Origin of the sequence: Lentzea sp. NPDC060358, from assembly GCF_042725365.1 — a bacterium.
Lineage (GTDB): Bacteria > Actinomycetota > Actinomycetes > Mycobacteriales > Pseudonocardiaceae > Lentzea.
Genome location: NZ_JBHXCW010000072.1, coordinates 1 through 16,232, shown reverse-complemented (window position 1 = coordinate 16,232; position 16,232 = coordinate 1). Strand labels below are relative to the sequence as shown.

The following is a 16,232-nucleotide window of genomic DNA, read 5'->3' as shown; positions in this document are numbered from 1 at the left end:
TGTGAGGGATGCCACCCCGGATTCACCGGACCGGGTCAGGGGAGGTCGCCACCGGCGCCGGGACTAGTGCCGGGACCCGTTCCGGGCGGGCTCCACCAGCTCGATCAGCACGCCGCCCGCGTCCTTGGGGTGCACGAAGTTCACCCGGCTGTCGGACGTGCCGCGCTTGGCCGCGTCGTAGAGCAGGCGCAGGCCCTTCGCGCGCAGCGCGTCCGCCGCGGCGTCCACATCGGACACCCGGTAGGCGAGCTGCTGCAGGCCGGGGCCGGAGCGGCCGATGAACTTGGCGATGGTGGAGTCCTCGGTGAGCGGCGCCAGCAGCTGGATCGCGGTGCCGGCGTGGTCGCCCGGCGCGTGCAGCATGGCCTCGCGCACGCCCTGCTCCTCGTTGACCTCCTCGTGCGCCACCTCGAGGCCGAAGTTGTCGCGGTAGAACGCGATGGCGGCGTCGAGGTCGGGCACGGCGATGCCGACGTGGTCGATCGCGGTCACGAGTCGAGCGATGTCTGCGTTCATGGTTGGCGAGGGTATCCACGTGATCGGTGCAGGTGCTCCTGTGCGGGGTCTCACACGATTACCAGCGGGTAGCCCCCGGTATGGTGCCAAGTTAACGACCGTTCGCTCTTCCACTGGAGGCAGCTGTGTCCGGTTCCGTCATCGTCGCCGGGGCTCGCACCCCGATGGGCCGACTGCTGGGATCGCTCAAGGACTTCTCCGGCGCCCAGCTCGGCGGCGTCGCGATCAAGGCGGCACTGGAACGCGCGGGCGTGGCTCCCGAGCAGGTGCAGTACGTGATCATGGGCCAGGTGCTCACCGCGGGCGCGGGCCAGATCCCGGCGCGGCAGGCGGCCGTGGCCGCGGGCATCCCGATGAACGTGCCCGCGCTGACCATCAACAAGGTCTGCCTGTCCGGCGTCGACGCGATCGCGCTGGCCGACCAGCTGATCCGCGCCGGCGAGTTCGACGTCGTCGTGGCCGGTGGCCAGGAGTCGATGACCCAGGCGCCGCACCTGCTGCCGAAGTCGCGCGGCGGGTTCAAGTACGGCGACGTGACGATGCAGGACCACATGGCGCACGACGGCCTGTTCTGCGCGTTCGACCAGGTCGCGATGGGCGTCTCGACGGAGAAGCACAACGGCCGCTACAGCGTCACCCGCGAGGAGCAGGACGCGTTCTCCGCGCGGTCGCACCAGCTCGCCGCGAAGGCCGCGCAGAACGGTGTCTTCGACGCCGAGATCGCGCCGGTCTCGATCCCGCAGCGCAAGGGCGACCCGGTGCTGTTCAGCACCGACGAGGGCGTCCGCGGCGACACGACCGCGGAGGGCCTCGCGAAGCTGCGCCCCGCGTTCGCCCCGGACGGCACGATCACCGCCGGGTCGGCGTCGCAGATCTCCGACGGCGCGGCCGCCGTCGTGGTGATGAGCAAGGCCAAGGCCGAGGAGCTGGGCCTGGAGTGGATCGCGGAGATCGGCGCCCACGGCGTCGTCGCGGGCCCGGACGCCTCGCTGCACGAGCAGCCGTCCAACGCCATCAAGGCCGCGTGCGCCAAGGAGGGCATCACGCCCGCCGACCTCGACCTGGTCGAGATCAACGAGGCGTTCGCGGCGGTCGGCATCGTGTCGACCCGTGAGCTCGGGATCCCCGAGGACAAGGTCAACGTCAACGGCGGCGCCATCGCGCTCGGCCACCCGATCGGCATGTCCGGCGCCCGCATCGCGCTGCACCTCGCGCTGGAGCTCCAGCGGCGCGGCGGCGGCGTGGGCGCGGCGGCGCTGTGCGGTGGTGGCGGTCAGGGCGACGCGCTGATCATCCGCGTGCCGTCGAAGGCTTAATGTCCTTCGGTGTGACCGCTGTTGACGTAGCAGGACTGGTCGACCGCGCGCGTGACGGCGAGCCGCGCGCGGTCGCCAGGCTGATCTCCCTGGTGGAACAGGGGAGCTCGGTCCTCCCGGAGGTCGCCGCCGCGCTCGCGCCCCACACGGGCAACGCTCAGGTCGTGGGCATCACCGGCGCTCCGGGCGTGGGCAAGTCGACGTCCACGAACGCCCTGGTGCGCGCCTATCGCGCCGAGGGCAAGCGCGTGGCCGTGATCGCGGTCGACCCGTCGAGCCCGTTCTCCGGTGGCGCACTCCTGGGCGACCGCGTCCGCATGGGCGACCACGCGACCGACCCGGGCGTCTTCATCCGGTCCATGGCCACCCGCGGCCACCTCGGCGGCCTGTCCTGGGCCACCCCGCAGGCACTGCGCGTGCTGGACGCGGCCGGCTTCGACGTGGTGCTCGTGGAGACCGTCGGCGTGGGCCAGTCCGAGGTGGAGATCGTCGCGCTGGCCGACACGACCCTCGTCCTGCTCGCGCCGGGCATGGGCGACGGCATCCAGGCGGCGAAGGCGGGCATCCTCGAGATCGCGGACGTCTTCGTGGTCAACAAGGCCGACCGCGACGGCGCCGACCAGACGGCGCGCGACCTCAAGTACATGATCTCCCTGGGCCGCCGCGACCGCTCCGGCCCGTCGTGGCGCGCCCCGGTCGTGAAGACCGTCGCCGCCCGCACCGAGGGCGTGGACCGCGTGGTCGAGGCGATCGCCGAACACCGGTCGTGGCTGGCGGACCACGGCGAACTGGAAGAACGCCGCCTGCGCCGCGCGTCCGCCGAGATCGAGGCGATCGCCGTGGAACGCGTGCGCACCAGGCTCGGCCCCGCGGACCGGCTGGCGGCACGCGTGGTCGGGGGCGAGCTCGACCCGTTCGCCGCGGCCGAGCAGTTGATCAGCGGTAGCCTGCGGGAATGACCGCTTGGGGAGCTCCTCCACCTGTCGTAGTCGACCTGGGCAAGAGCGACACCCGCAAAGTCCTGCTGGGCGGCTCGGTCGCCGGGGTCCTGGGCGTCCTCGCCCTGATCGGCGCCGTGACGGCTTTCGTCGACGGCGAACCGGTCGGCGGCGGCATCGCGGCGGTGATCGGCATCGCGTTCACCGGCATCGGCGTCATGGCCGTGGTGCGGTGGAAGACGATCTCCCGCCCCCGCAAGCTGATCATCGAACAGCAGGGCATCCGCCTGGACGACCCGCAGGGCATGCCGTGGGCGGTGGCCTGGCAGGACCTGGGCGCGATCTCGATCTCCCGGACCCGGGAACGGGCGGTCCAGCTGGCCGACGCCCTGGTCCGCCGCACCCTGGTCCGCGTGGACCTGCACCCGCGCGACCCCCAGCAGTTCCGCCCGGCCCACCCGACGATGGAACCGATGTGGGAGTTCCACCGCGTGCAGAACGGCTACCGCCTGCCGCTGGGCGACTCGGCGGGCTTCATCGGTCCGCTGGACCAGGGCCTGCGCACGTTCGCGCCGACGATCTACCGCGGCGTGATCGACGAGGGGTTCACCGTCGGCCTGCACTGAGCACGCGCGAGGAGGGGACCAGCCCCACCGCAAGCCGACCCGCTCTCGTGCGCAAGCCGCCCCCCCCCAGAGCCACCGCTCACCCCTCCGGCACCACTCGGCCCAACCGCTCCACCCACCCGTCACGTCCCCGGACTCCCACCGGCCACACCCTGCGCGCACCCGACCACTCCCAGCCGCCAAATGAGACCAATCTCTACTCTGAGTAGTTCTCGTTCTCACCGTTTGCAGTGATGCTCTCCCCTTTGACTACGCAGAGGAGTTACCCTCAGTCGTTCGTACGGTGTCACTTCTCTCCCCCCAAGGGGTGAAGCCGTGGGCGGCAACCTGAGCACAGAGCAGCGCGTGCTGGACGTTGTGCTGTCGTTCGCGGACGACGACACCCTTCCCGACCTCCTGCGACACGTCGTCGAGTCGGCGTGCGACCTGGTCGAGGCCCCGTACGGCGCCCTCGCGGTGATCCACGGTCACAAGGAGCTGACCGAGTTCACGAACGAGGACGGTCAGCCGAACATCACCGCCGGTGACCCCCGCTCGATCGGAGTAGCCGACTTCCTCGGCGCGCCCATCAAGGTGCACGACGAGACCTTCGGCAACCTCTTCCTCACGGGCAAGGCGGAGTTCACCGCGCAGGACCGCGACGTCCTCGCGGCGCTCGCCACGGCGGCGGGGTCGGCCATCGGGCACCTCGGCCGGTACGAGCAGGCCCGGCGGCGCGAGGTGTGGTTGCGGGCGGCCGCCGAGGTCACCGCGGAGCTCCTCACCGGCACGAACGGCCGAGACGCCCTCTACCTCGTGGCGCAGGCGGCGCGGCGGACGGCCAACGCCGAGTTCGCCGCCGTCGTGCTGCCCGACCACAACGGCGACCTGGTCATCGAGGTGACCGACGGGGGGCACGACGCCGAGGGCATGCGCATTCCCCGGGAGGGCACGGTCAGCTACCGGGTCTTCGAGTCGGGCCAGGCCGAGTGCCACGAGGAGGGCACCGTGCCGTCGGTGGCGGGGCCGTGCGCGGTCGTGCCGCTGTCGGTCGGGGACCGGACGATCGGGGTGCTGATCGTGGCGCGGATGCCCGGCGAGCCCGGGTTCGACGACCCCGAGCTGATCGAGGCGTTCGCCGCGCAGGCGGCGCTGGTGCTCGAGTTCACGAGGGCGCAGGGCGACACCGAGCGGCTCGCGGTGCTGGAGGACCGCGACCGCATCGCGCGCGACCTGCACGACCTCGTCATCCAGCGGCTGTTCGGGCTCGGGCTCGGGTTGCAGGGGATGACCGGCATGAGCGCGCGCCCGCAGATCACCGAGCGGCTCAGCGGGTTCGTCGAGGAGGTCGACCACACGATCCGCGAGATCCGCCGCACCATCTTCTCCCTGCAGGAACCGCTGCCCGGCAGCAAGAGTCTGCGGGCGCAGGTGCTCAACGCGGTGCACGAGTCCGCGCGGCTGCTCGGGTTCGAGCCCGACGTGTCGCTGGAGGGGCCCCTCGACACCGTGGTGCCGGATCAGCTCAGACCGGATCTGCTGGCCACACTTCGAGAGGCGCTCGCGAACGTCGTGCGGCACGCTCGCGCCAAGCACGTCGCTGTGGCCGTGAGCGTCAACCGCACGATGACGCGCCTCGAGCTCACCGTCCGGGACGACGGCCGCGGCTTGCCGCTGTCCGACGATTCCGGCGGTGTGCCCCACCACGCCGGTGGGCTCGCCAACATGGCGGCTCGGGCACGGCGCCACCACGGCGACTGCGCGGTGGACTCGATCCCGGGCGCGGGCGTGAGCGTCACCTGGTTCGTTCCCTTGGTGCTGCAGGAGGCGACATGGCGATAGCGGTGCTGTTGGTGGACGACCACGAGATCGTGCGGCGCGGGCTGGTGCAGCTGCTGGCGCAGGCCAGTGACATCGAGGTCGTGGGACAGGCGGACAGCGCCACCTCCGCGGTCGCCCAGGCGCCGCGGCTGCGGCCCGACGTGGCGATCATCGACGTGCGGCTGCCCGACGGCGACGGCGTCACGGTGTGCCGGGAGATCCGCAGCCTCGTGCAGCCGCCGCCCGCGTGCCTGATGCTCACGTCCTATTCGGACGACGAGGCGCTGTTCGGCGCGATCATGGCCGGCGCGTCCGGGTACATGCTGAAGGAGGTCTCCGGCAACGACCTCGTGGCCGCCGTCCGCACGCTCGCCTCCGGCGGGTCGCTGCTGCACGCCGGCGTGACGGCGACCGTGCTGCAACGGCTCCGGGGCGGCCCGGAGGAAGACCCGCGTTACGCCACGCTCAGCCCGCAGGAGCGCAGGATCCTCGACCTCATCGCCGAGGGCATGACGAACCGGCAGATCGCGAGCCGGCTGTTCCTCGCCGAGAAGACCGTCAAGAACTACGTCTCCTCGTTGCTGCACAAGCTCGGCTTCGACCGCCGCACCGAGGCGGGCGTCTACGCGGCCCGGCGCAGACGCACTCACCCCGGCACCTTCTAGGGCCTGTCCTGCGGATCTTCACCTGAGGTGGAGGACGATGTAGGCCAGGACGATCTCGGCGCGGTGGTAGGCGGCTCGTTTCGCGAACCGGGTGGCCAGGCCGCGGAATTGCTTGAGGCGGTTGAAGCAGCGCTCGACCACGTTGCGCAGCTTGTAGATGTCGGGGTCGAACGCCGGTGGCCTGCCACCGGCCGAGCCCTTGGCCTTGCGGCGGGCGATCTGGTCCGTGCGCTCGGGAATCGTTGCTTTGATCCGTCGTTGTCGTAACGCTGTGCGGGTCCTCGGGTGGGTGTAGGCCTTGTCGGCGATCACCCGCCCAACCCACACCCGCTGCCCGTCCACGTCGATGTCGTGGATGTCCTCGAGCAGCGGCAGCAGCTGCGGGTTGTCTCCAGCCTGACCTGGGGTGAGGATCACCGCCAGCGGCAGACCCGCGGCGTCCACGGCCAGGTGGAGCTTGGTCGTCAGCCCTCCGCGGGAGCGTCCGAAGCATTCCCCGTCGATGGCGAGGTCATCGACCCAGTCCGCGCAGCCCCCTTTTTCCGGGCGCCGGCCGCGTGCTGATGCGCCCGGACGCTCGTGGAGTCGACGCTGACCACGAACGCGACATGGTCCTCGAGTGTTCCGAGTGAGTCGTCTTTGACGATCACGTGCTCGAGGATCCGGTCCCATGTCCCGTCCGCGGTCCATTTGCGCAGCCTTTCGTGCGCGGTCTTCCACGGCCCGTACCGTTCGGGCAGGTCACGCCACGGGGCACCGGTGCGTTCCTTCCACAGGATCGCGTTGATCACCTGCCGGTGGCTGCGCCACCGCCCGCCTCGCTGCCCGCTCTGCACAGGCAGCAACGGCGCGATCCGCGCCCAGGCCTTGTCCGTCAGCTCACCACGTCCGACCACACACCATCATCTGCACACGATCATGAGAAAGATCCGCAGGATACGCCCTAGGCCACCCGCGGCACCGGCTTGGCCACGACCGCCGGATCTTCCTTCTCCGCCAGGCGTTCCGTCTTCGCCCACGTGTTGCGTCCGGCGAAGTGCCGGTACAGCGCGCGCAGCGTCGAGATCGAGCCGAGGATCAGGAACACCGGGTAGGCGAGACCCACCGCGAGGCACCTCCACAGCGGTTCGTCGCCGTGCTTGAGCCGGTGCACGACGCCCCAGACCAGGCCGGGGAACACCAGTGCCGCGAGCCAGATCCCCAGCGCCAGCACGGTGCCCGAGACGTCGGCGGTGAACCCGCCGATGGCGTGCCCGGCGAACTGCGCGTAGAAGTTGAAGCCCACCAGTGCGGTGATGAGCAACGTCATCGGCGCGACGAGCCACGGCGTCAGCAGGTACTGCAGGAACTCCAGCAGTGCCATCGATCCGACGTGCCTCGCCTTGACGAGCTTCGGCACGTACTCCAGGCACTGCAGGTTGCCCTGCCCCCACCGGGTGCGCTGGCGCAGCAGCCGCTGCACGTCCGTCAGCCCCTGCTGGGTGATCGTCGCGCGGGTGGCGTACCGGACGCGCCGGCCGCTCAGGTGCACGCGCAGCCCGAGCTCGAGGTCCTCGACCAGGCAGGCGGACCAGGGCGCGTCGCCGAGGCCCATCAACGTCTTGAGCCGCACGAACTGGCCGTTGCCGCCCAGCCCGACCGTGCCGACGACGTCGCGCAGCGACTGCGAGGCGTCGACCACGCAGCTGAACTCCAGGTCCTGCAGGAACGCCAGCAGGTTGGTGCGGTTGTGGATCCGGACGCGGCACTGCACGGCGCCCACGGCCCGCTGCGCGAAGTACGCGGAGATCTCCGACAGCATGCCGGGCTCGCCGCGGCCGTCGCCGTCGATCACGCCGACGATCGTGCGGTGCACGGTGCCGGCCTCCTCCGCGAGGTCGCGGATGTAGCGGAACGCGTGGTTCAGCGCCTCGCCCTTGCCCTGGCGGGCCTCCGGCGGGACGCGCCGGAGCACGTGCAGCCGGTGGTCGTCGATCTGGGCGAGGACGTGGGGCGTGCGGTCGTCGGAACCGTCGTCGACCACGACGACCTGAACCGGTGTCCGCGCTCCGTCCAAAGCGAGTGCGGAACGCACCGTGTTGGCCACGACGCGTTCCTCGTTCAACGCCGGAATGATGATCCAGTACTGCAGCGGATGCCGTGACGAAACGTCCGGACCGCCCGGTTTCGGACGCCACCAGACGAACAGCGCGAGCACCAGGTTGTAGCAGGGCCAAAACATGAGAAAAACGAGCATGAACGTCGCGAATTGAGGCGTGTCACTCATTGTGAATGCCTGTCTGCAGCAGCTTCTGTGATAACGGCAACAGTTGAAGAGGGGTGTTCTGCGGTCATTTCCCGCTCCGGTAACGAAGTGGACGACTGGTGCGAGATACCAGACGGCAATGCTGTGAGCTGGTCTTCAGTGTGACGCAGAGCTGGTCGGGCGGAGCGTCAACAAGCCATATCGGAGTCCAATGCAGCCTTGTTACACGAGGTTACGTGGTTGATTTCAGGTGTGGCGACATCTGTTTGAGGCGAGTATCTGTTGATTATCGCAGGCTAGATTGTCACTGTGCGTGATGGCACACGTTCGCCGCGCACGCCTGGAGAGTCCAAAGAGGTGGAAGATGGGACCAAGTGCCCTGGTGCCCGGCCCCGGTTCGTTTCCGGGGCATGTGGTTCCCGAAGTTTTCCTGATCGCGGGAACGCGGCCGGAAGCCGTGAAGATGGCTCCGGTCGCGGCTGCCCTGTTCGCGGTTGGGCGCATCCGGCCGGTGCTCGTGAATTCCGGGCAGCACCCGGAGATGGTCGACCAGGCGCTGGAGTCGTTCGGCTTCGCGGCGGACGTCCGGCTGGAGCTGAACCGCGTCACGGGCGGGCAGGCCGAGCTGACGAGCCAGCTGATCGAGGAGCTCGACCGGCTCTTCACCGAACGCCCGCCGGGCGCGGTGCTGGTCCAGGGCGACACGACGACGACGCTCGCCGGTGCGCTCGCCGCGTTCTGGAAGCAGATCCCGGTCGTGCACTTGGAGGCCGGGCTGCGCTCGCACGACCTCACGTCGCCGTTCCCCGAGGAGGGCAACCGCAAGGTGGTCGGCCAGCTCGCCTCCCTGCACCTGGCCCCGACGGCGGACGCGACCGCGCACCTCGCCGCGGAGTCGTTGCAGGGCAACAACGTGCTCACGGTCGGCAACACCGTGGTCGACGCAGTGCTCGACGTGGCCGCCCGCCGCACCCCCTACGGCGACCAGCGGTTGCAGGAGATCGAGAACCGGGTCCACGGTGGACAGTCGCGGCTCGTGCTGGTGACGGCGCACCGCCGCGAGTCGTGGGGCGAGCCGCTCGACAACGTGCTGCACGCCGTCGCCGACGTCGTGCGGGAACGGCCCGACGTCGAGGTCGTCCTCCCGGCGCACCCGAACCCGGCCGTGCGCCGCCAGGTCGTGGACGTGCTCGGCGGCGTCGGCCGCGTCACGATCACCGACCCGCTGCCGTACTCGCAGATGGCGCGCCTGCTCGCGCAGTGCACGCTGGTGCTGTCCGACTCGGGCGGCATCCAGGAGGAGGCGCCGTCGTTCGGCGTTCCCGCGCTCGTGCTGCGGGACGTGACCGAGCGCATGGAGGCCGTGAACGCGGGCTGTGCGGTGCTCGTCGGCACCGACCGCGACCGGATCGCCTCGCTCACGGTCCGCCTGCTCGACAACCCCTCCGCCCGCGCGGCGATGACCGCCGACGGCAACCCGTTCGGCGACGGGCTCGCGTCGATCCGCACGGAACAGGCGCTGGCCTGGCTGCTGGGCCTGCAACAGCAGCGACCCGACGAGTTCACTCCCCACGCGGGCAGCGCGACGGTGCGCTCGCCCGGAGAGGCAGAGGTCGCATGAGACTCCTGAAGGCGGCCCTGGGGGTCGCCCTCGCGGTAGCGCTGGTCCCGGTACCCGCTCGGGCGGCGCCGCTCCCGGTCACCCCGGACCCGGTCGGCGACCTGGTCGAGAAGGCGTTGCCGGCGCCTCCACCGCCGACGAGGAAGCCGTCCACGTCGAGCACCCGCATCGCCAAGCGCACGACGCAGCCGGGGGTGACGTCGACGGCGCTCGCCCGAGCCGCGGCGACCGGCACGAACGGCGGTGCCGCACCCGGTGCCAAGTCGTCGCAGAAGACGCTGATCCTCTACGACAGCACCGGTCCGTGGGCGTGGCTGGGCGAGGCCTACGCGGTGCAGGCGGGCAACCTCGCCTCGCACGGCAGCGCGTACGTCGTGCACCCGGTCGGCTCCTACACCGCCGGTGAGATGTCCGGCTACACCGGCGTGATCTACGTCGGTTCGACCTACGACGAGCCGATCCCCGTGTCGTTCCTCGACGACGTGCTGGCGGGCAGCAAGCCGGTGCTGTGGATGGCGCACAACATCTGGCAGCTCACGGCCCGCGCACCGAGCTTCCAGGCGACCTACGGCTGGAACTGGGTCCAGTACGACACCGGTGCCGCGACCACGGTCCGGTACGAGAACACCGACCTCGGCCGCAGCCCGCTCGCCACGCCGTCCGGCCTGATGATCACCTCGATCACCGACCCGGCCATCGCGTCGGCGCCGGCGGTCGCGACCGGGTCGGCCGCGGGCCCGATCAACTGGGCCACCAAGGCGAAGAACCTCACCTACATCGGCGAGATCCCGTTCAGCTACGTCGACCACGGCGACCGGTACCTGGCCGCCGCCGACCTGATCAGCAAGATCTCGAGCCCGGCGATGGCGGACCGCAAGCGGGCCCTGGTGCGCATCGAGGACGTCGGCCCCGACGCCGACCCCGCCGAACTGCGGGCGGTCGCGGACTACCTGTACGCGCAGAGGGTCCCGTTCACGATCGCGGTCTACCCGCGCTTCGAGAACCCGCTCGGCGCCGACAACAACGGCGTGCCGCAGGCGGCGAACCTGGCGCAGAAGCCGCAGGTCGTCAGCGCGCTGAAGTACATGACGGCCCGCGGCGGCACGATCCTGATGCACGGCTACACCCACCAGTTCGGCAAGATCGCCAACCCGTACGACGGCCGCAGCGGCAACGACTTCGAGTTCTACACCGCCCACGTCGACGCGAACGACAGCGTGATCTACGACGGACCGGTGCCCGGCGACTCGGCGTCGTGGGCGCAGGGCCGGATCAACTCGGCGACGAGCGCGTTCGCCGCGGCCGGGTTCGCCAAGCCCGCGATCTTCGAGCCGCCGCACTACGCCGCGTCCGCCGTGGACTACCAGGTCGTCCAGCAGAACTTCGGCAAGCGCTACGACCGCGGCCTGTACTTCGGCGGGTACTGCCCGAACGGCGCCTGCGGCACGGGTGCGCCGCAGTACGACAAGGTCTACGGCCAGTACTTCCCGTACCTGGTCCGCGACGTCTACGGCTCGGTCGTGGCGCCGGAGGCCGTGGGCAACGTCGAGCCGGAGCCGTTCAACAACCACCCCGCCCGGTTGCCCGCCGACCTCGTGAAGACGGCGCAGCAGCTCAAGGTGGTCGACGACGGCGTCGCCAGCTTCTTCTACCACCCGTACCTCGGTACGTCCTACCTGCGCGAGACCGTGCAGGGGATGAAGAGCGCCGGCTACTCGTTCGTGTCCGTCGGCACCGTGATGGCGGGCTGACGGGAGGTGCCCGTGCGCTGGTTGTGGGTGGTGTTGCTGGTGGCCGGCTGTTCCGCCGGGCAGGCGACGCCGCCCACCTCCGGGGGATGGCAGGTCACCGTCTACTACACCGCCGTCGAGCGGTTCCACAGTGGATCCGCGACTGCGGTGCGTGGTTGCCCGGTCATCGACTGCGACAGGGGCGACGACCTGCTCGGCACGTTCCCCGAGTCCTTCGCGAACGCGGTGCGGGACGAGGGAACCGGACGGACTGCATCGGGGTCCTATTTGAATTGGTCCTACGACAAGGGGTACTGGCTCGACTCCGCGCCGCGCGACTCGTTCGGCAGGCCGCTGCGGCCGTTCGTGTCCGCGGCGGCCGACGGGGTGGAGCCGGGGTCCCGGGTCGAGCTCGTCCGGTGTGGACGGACACCGGAGGGAGGAGAAGCCGACTCCGCCGTGTGCGGGAAACTGTCGTCCTCGGCGTGGGAGATCACCGACGAGTTCACGCCCGGCCTGGGCGGGGAGAAGCACATCGACCTCTACCTGGGCGAGGAGACGGGGCCGCAGTTCACCGACAGTCCCTGGTACACGACGTTCTCCGAGGCCGTGCTGGAGGTCCGCCGGCCCGGTTGAGGGCTGGGAGCCGCCGCATGAGACACCGCCACTTCGCCGTGGTGAACCACCTCCACCCGGACGTGCGCGACCCCTACTCGCTCGTGCGCGAACGGGCGGGCAGCGTCGAGCGCCTCGACGAACGCCGCGCCTGGGTGCCCGCCGGCCGGCAGTGGAGCCGGGGCGAACCCGTCGGCGGTGAGGTCCTCGACCACCTGCTGACGTCCTGGACGCCGCGGCCTCCGCGGGTCGAGCACCGGTTCTACGCGTTCCTCGACGCCGACGGTGCCCCGTTGCGCCTGGCGCACCTGTGGAACGACCTCAACGGTGTGCTCGCGGAGAGGACGTTCGTGAGCGAACGCTGGCGGGTCGTCGGTCCGTGCGTGTTCGAGGGCGACCGGCGGGTGGAGATCGGCGAGGCCCGTGCGCGCGAGCTCGAACCCGTGGTGACGCGACTCGGCCGTGAGCCCGAGGACGGGCTCTACCGCTACTGGGCCGTCGCCGACCCGGTGCTGCACCGGGTGCTGCGGACGTGGGGCGGCGGTGACGGCACCCGGTACGCGCAGTGGTCGACCGGCGAGGGCTGGTACCGCGTGCACGTGCTCGACGTGGTGCACGACGGTGCTCCGGCGCACCCGATCACCGAGGAGGTGGCGGAGGAGCTGCGGCGGTCGTTCCCGGCCACCGCAGCTCCCTGTCACCAGCCGAGCTGAGCCGCGAGCTCGTGGGCCCTCTGGAGCGGGCCCGCCTGCCGCTGTCCCGGTTCGGGCAGCGGCACACCGGGGCAGGACAGGTCGCCGGACGGCGTCACGCGGTCGACGAGGTAGCGCTCGACGACGTCGTTGACGCAGTCGTTGTCACCGCCGTAGATGCCGTGGTCGCCCTCGTCCTGCACGGTCAGCATCCGCGAGCCGGCGAACCCGGCGTGCGCCTTGCGCGCACCCTCGACCGGTGTCGCCGGGTCGCGGACCGACTGCACCATCAACGTCGGCGGCACGCCGATGCCGGTGGGCCGCCGGAGCTGCACGTCCGGCCGGTCCCAGAACGCGCACGGACCCATGAGCTGGTAGTGGCCCAGCAGCGGCCACCGGGCGCAGTCGGCGGCCGCGTCCCGTTCGAGGAACCTGCGGTCACCGCGGAACTCCGTGTCGTTGCAGAGGATGCCGAGCTGGGTGGCCTGCGTCGCGTCCGGGTAGCTCGCCTGTGCCGACAGCGGCGCCGGCAGCGCACCGGCGAGCTGGGCCAGCTTGCGGGCGGCGAAGTCGAACGAGTACTTGGTGTAGAGGCCCTGAGCGAGCGTGAGGTCCAGGATCGCGGGGTGGTAGGTGCCCTCCGGCAGGGTGACGGGCTGCTCGCCGAGCGCGGCGCGCGTCCGTTCGTAGGCCTGGCGGACCTCTTCGCCGGTCTTGCCGAGGTGGTAGACGTCGTCGTACTTCGCGACCCACGGCAGGAAGTCGACGCGGAACCGCCGCTCGAAGCCCATGCCGAAGTCGCCGAACACGCCCTGCCACGGCCCGGTGAAGTCGGTGTTCGAGTCGAGGACGATCTTGTCGAGCGTCTTCGGGAAGTACGTCGCGTAGTGGGCGCCCATCCAGCTGCCGCCGGAGTAACCGAGCCAGTCCACCTTCTTCCTGCCGATGATCTGGCGCAGCAGGTCGAGGTCGCGCACCGTCTGCTCGGTGGTGATGAACTTCCCGAGCTCGCCGGACCTGGTCTGGCAGAACTTCGCCTGCAGCTCCATGCCGCCGTGGACCAGGTCGAGGTTCGCCCTGCTGCGGTCGCGCGGATCCGTCGCGCCGAACGTGTCGAACCCGCCGCACGTGACGTTGCTGCCGTCACCCGTCCCGCGCGGGTCGATGCCGTAGATCTCGGCGTTCTCGCTGAGCTTCGGCCGGTTCGCGAACATCAGCGGCACCGTGCGCCCCGGGACGCCGGGACCGCCGGGGTTGGTGAAGACGGCGGTCTTCGCGGTGCCGCTGAGCGGCCTGGTGCGGCTGACCGCGATCGTGATCGTCCTGCCGTTGCGCGGGTCGGCCCAGTCCATCGGGGCGGTGAAGGTGCCGCACTCCAGCCGTTCCGCACCGGGAGGCGCCGGGTCGAAGCACTGCTGCCACCGGATCTCCTGCTGGGCGAACCCGGCGGCCCGGGCCTGCGGTGCGACCGCGAGCGAGGTCGCCGTCACGACGGTCAGTGCCGCCGCGATCTTCCTGCGGTGCATGCGTTCCCCCTTCCTACCAGCCGAGCCGGGTGGCGTAGTCCTGCGCCGTCGCCAGCGAGGTCCCCTTGGGCGCACCGGGTGCGGGCAGCGGAACTCCCGGGCACGACAGGTCCTTGCCGGGCGTGACGCCGTCGACGAGGTAGCGCTCGACGATGTCGTCGACGCACTCGTTGCCGAAGCCGTAGATGCCGTGGTCGCCTTCGTCCCGCACGGTCAGCAGCACGGAGTTCTGGAAGTTGCGGTGCGCCCGCTGCGCGCCTTCGAGCGGTGTCGCCGGGTCGCGCACCGACTGCACCATCAGCGTGGGCGCGACACCGCGGCCGGTGGGCCGCTCGAGCCGCACGTTCGGCCTGTCCCAGTACGCGCAGGGACCCATGATCTGGTAGTAGCCGAACAACGGCCACCGCTCGCCGTCGCGGACCGCGTCGCGTTCGAGGTACTTGCGGCCGCCCTGGAAAGCGGTGTCGTTGCACAGGATCGAGTACAGCGTGCCGGTCGAGGCGTCCGGGTAGCTCGCCTGCGCCGTCAACCGTGCGGGCGCGGTGCCGGCCAGTTCCGCGAAGGTCTGCGCGGCGTCGGCGAAGCTCTCCTTGGAGTACAGCGCGGCCCGCAGCAGGAAGTCGAGCACCACGCCGTCGTAGGTGCCCTCGGGCCGGGTGACGGGCTGCGCGTTGAGCTGCGCGCGCGTCCGTTCGTAGGCCTGGCGGACCTCTTCACCGGACTTGCCGAGGTGGTACACGCTGTCGTACTTCGCGACCCACGGCAGGAAGTCGACGCGGAACCGCCGCTCGAAGCCCATGCCCCAGTCGTCGAACACGCCCTGCCAGGGACCGGAGAAGTCGGCGTTGGAGTCCAGGACGATCTTGTCGAGCGTCTTGGGGAAGTAGGTGGCGTAGTAGGCGCCCATCCAGCTGCCGCCGGAGTAGCCGAGCCAGCTGACCTTCTTCTTGCCCAGGAGCTGGCGCAGCAGGTCCAGGTCCTTCACGGTCTGGTCGGTGGTGATGAACTTCCCGAGCTCGCCGGACCTGGTCTGGCAGAACTTCGCCTGCAGCTCCATGCCGCCGTAGACCAGGTCGAGGTTCGCCCTGCTGCGGTCACGCGGGTCGGCCGAGCCGAGGGTCTGGAAGTTGCCGCAGGTGACGTTGCTGCTGGCACCCGTTCCCCTGGGGTCGATGCCAATGATGTCGGCGTTCTCGCTGAGCTTCGGGCGGCCGAGGTAGAGCAGCGGCATCGTGAGGCCCGCGCCGCCGGGGCCGCCCGGATTGGTGAAGACCGTCGACTTCGCCTTGCCCGCTTTGGGTTGAAGCCGGCTGACGGCAATCTGGATGGTCTTGCCGTTGTTCCTGTTGTTCCAGTCCATCGGGGCGGTGAAGGTGCCGCATTCCAGGCGGTCCGCGCCCGGCGGTGCTTCCGGCGGGACCGAGTCGAAGCACCTCTGCCAGTTGATGGTCTGGGTTTCTGCCTGTGCCTGTGGGGCTAGTAGGAGTGTGGTCGCGGTTGCGGCCAACATCATTGCCAATGCTTTGCGACGCATGACTGTTGTATCCCCCTCCTGCCGGCCGGATCGGCCGGCAGGGTCAGCACATCGCTTCGCCGGGGGGTGGAGCATCGGCCTTTGGGTGGTCTGCGGGTACGACTCTCGTCTTATGCCGTCCGGGGGTAAGAGGTGGTTACGTTCGTCATTTTGCGTAGCTGGGTGGTTGCGGGTTGCGGGTTGCGGCCGGGCGGGTGGTCGCCTTGCGGGCGGCCTGTTCCTGGTGCGTGCTTCCCCTCAGGGGCTCTGCCCCCGAACCCCCGGCAATCTGATCGGGGGCACCGCGCCCTCGGCGGGTTGATGGCACGCCTGTTGCGTTGGGCGGCTGCCTGGTGCGTTGGTGGTTGCGTTGCGGTGGGTGCCCCGTCCCAAGTCGCACCAGGAGCTGGCCACAACGAGGTAGGGGTG

At 70.3% G+C, this 16,232-nt stretch carries 13 protein-coding genes and 1 pseudogene; 9 read left to right on the top strand and 5 right to left on the bottom strand.

The window, feature by feature from the left end; translation table 11 throughout:
- Window positions 1-63: 63 nt before the first annotated feature.
- On the bottom strand, window positions 64-516 hold the full coding sequence (gene mce, locus ACFWGZ_RS17570) for a methylmalonyl-CoA epimerase (RefSeq protein WP_382452563.1): 453 nt from the start codon (window positions 514-516) through the stop codon (window positions 64-66).
- A gap of 125 nt (window positions 517-641) precedes the next feature.
- Between mce and ACFWGZ_RS17565 the strand changes: the two genes are divergently transcribed.
- From ACFWGZ_RS17565 to ACFWGZ_RS17545, 5 genes are all read left to right on the top strand, one after another.
- Window positions 642-1,832 carry an acetyl-CoA C-acetyltransferase gene (locus ACFWGZ_RS17565; RefSeq protein ID WP_382452562.1) on the top strand — a complete coding sequence of 397 codons (1,191 nt, stop codon included), beginning with the start codon at window positions 642-644 and terminating at the stop codon, window positions 1,830-1,832.
- Window positions 1,832-2,791 carry a methylmalonyl Co-A mutase-associated GTPase MeaB gene (gene meaB, locus ACFWGZ_RS17560; protein ID WP_382452561.1) on the top strand — a complete coding sequence of 320 codons (960 nt, stop codon included), beginning with the start codon at window positions 1,832-1,834 and terminating at the stop codon, window positions 2,789-2,791. The genes ACFWGZ_RS17565 and meaB overlap by 1 nt, the downstream gene beginning before the upstream one ends.
- Window positions 2,788-3,396, top strand: coding sequence for a hypothetical protein (locus ACFWGZ_RS17555; RefSeq protein WP_382452560.1), 609 nt, complete (start codon window positions 2,788-2,790; stop codon window positions 3,394-3,396). Before meaB ends, ACFWGZ_RS17555 begins: the two co-directional genes overlap by 4 nt.
- Window positions 3,397-3,711: 315 nt before the next feature.
- Window positions 3,712-5,217, top strand: coding sequence for a GAF domain-containing sensor histidine kinase (locus ACFWGZ_RS17550; protein ID WP_382452559.1), 1,506 nt, complete (start codon window positions 3,712-3,714; stop codon window positions 5,215-5,217).
- Complete coding sequence (locus tag ACFWGZ_RS17545) at window positions 5,208-5,861, top strand: response regulator (RefSeq protein WP_382452558.1); 654 nt, start codon at window positions 5,208-5,210, stop codon at window positions 5,859-5,861. Before ACFWGZ_RS17550 ends, ACFWGZ_RS17545 begins: the two co-directional genes overlap by 10 nt.
- Window positions 5,862-5,879: 18 nt before the next feature.
- On the opposite strand, the pseudogene ACFWGZ_RS17540 reads toward ACFWGZ_RS17545, so the two are convergent.
- Together ACFWGZ_RS17540 and ACFWGZ_RS17535 are read right to left on the bottom strand one after the other, a co-directional pair.
- Window positions 5,880-6,757 (bottom strand): annotated as a pseudogene (locus tag ACFWGZ_RS17540) (IS5 family transposase).
- A gap of 47 nt (window positions 6,758-6,804) precedes the next feature.
- Window positions 6,805-8,082 (bottom strand): glycosyltransferase family 2 protein, encoded by a 1,278-nt coding sequence (locus ACFWGZ_RS17535; RefSeq protein WP_382452557.1) that lies wholly within the window; start codon window positions 8,080-8,082, stop codon window positions 6,805-6,807.
- Between the two features lie 388 nt (window positions 8,083-8,470).
- On the opposite strand from ACFWGZ_RS17535, the gene wecB reads away from it, so the two are divergent.
- The 4 genes from wecB to ACFWGZ_RS17515 are packed head-to-tail and all read left to right on the top strand — an operon-like array spanning window position 8,471 to window position 12,785.
- A complete protein-coding gene (wecB, locus tag ACFWGZ_RS17530; protein WP_382452556.1) occupies window positions 8,471-9,727 on the top strand; it encodes a non-hydrolyzing UDP-N-acetylglucosamine 2-epimerase in 1,257 nt (418 codons plus the stop codon).
- On the top strand, window positions 9,724-11,478 hold the full coding sequence (locus ACFWGZ_RS17525; protein WP_382452555.1) for a DUF2334 domain-containing protein: 1,755 nt from the start codon (window positions 9,724-9,726) through the stop codon (window positions 11,476-11,478). The genes wecB and ACFWGZ_RS17525 overlap by 4 nt, the downstream gene beginning before the upstream one ends.
- 12 nt (window positions 11,479-11,490) lie before the next feature.
- Window positions 11,491-12,093 carry a hypothetical protein gene (locus ACFWGZ_RS17520; RefSeq protein ID WP_382452554.1) on the top strand — a complete coding sequence of 201 codons (603 nt, stop codon included), beginning with the start codon at window positions 11,491-11,493 and terminating at the stop codon, window positions 12,091-12,093.
- 17 nt (window positions 12,094-12,110) lie between these two features.
- Window positions 12,111-12,785, top strand: a complete 675-nt coding sequence (locus tag ACFWGZ_RS17515; protein ID WP_382452553.1) for a hypothetical protein — start codon at window positions 12,111-12,113, stop codon at window positions 12,783-12,785.
- Here the strand turns inward: ACFWGZ_RS17515 and ACFWGZ_RS17510 are convergent.
- Together ACFWGZ_RS17510 and ACFWGZ_RS17505 are read right to left on the bottom strand one after the other, a co-directional pair.
- Entirely contained in the window at window positions 12,770-14,290 is a 1,521-nt protein-coding gene (locus tag ACFWGZ_RS17510) for an alpha/beta hydrolase (RefSeq protein WP_382452552.1), read from the bottom strand. The two genes, ACFWGZ_RS17515 and ACFWGZ_RS17510, sit on opposite strands and share 16 nt — an antisense overlap.
- 13 nt (window positions 14,291-14,303) lie before the next feature.
- Window positions 14,304-15,650 carry an alpha/beta hydrolase gene (locus ACFWGZ_RS17505; protein WP_382452551.1) on the bottom strand — a complete coding sequence of 449 codons (1,347 nt, stop codon included), beginning with the start codon at window positions 15,648-15,650 and terminating at the stop codon, window positions 14,304-14,306.
- Window positions 15,651-16,232: the final 582 nt, after the last annotated feature.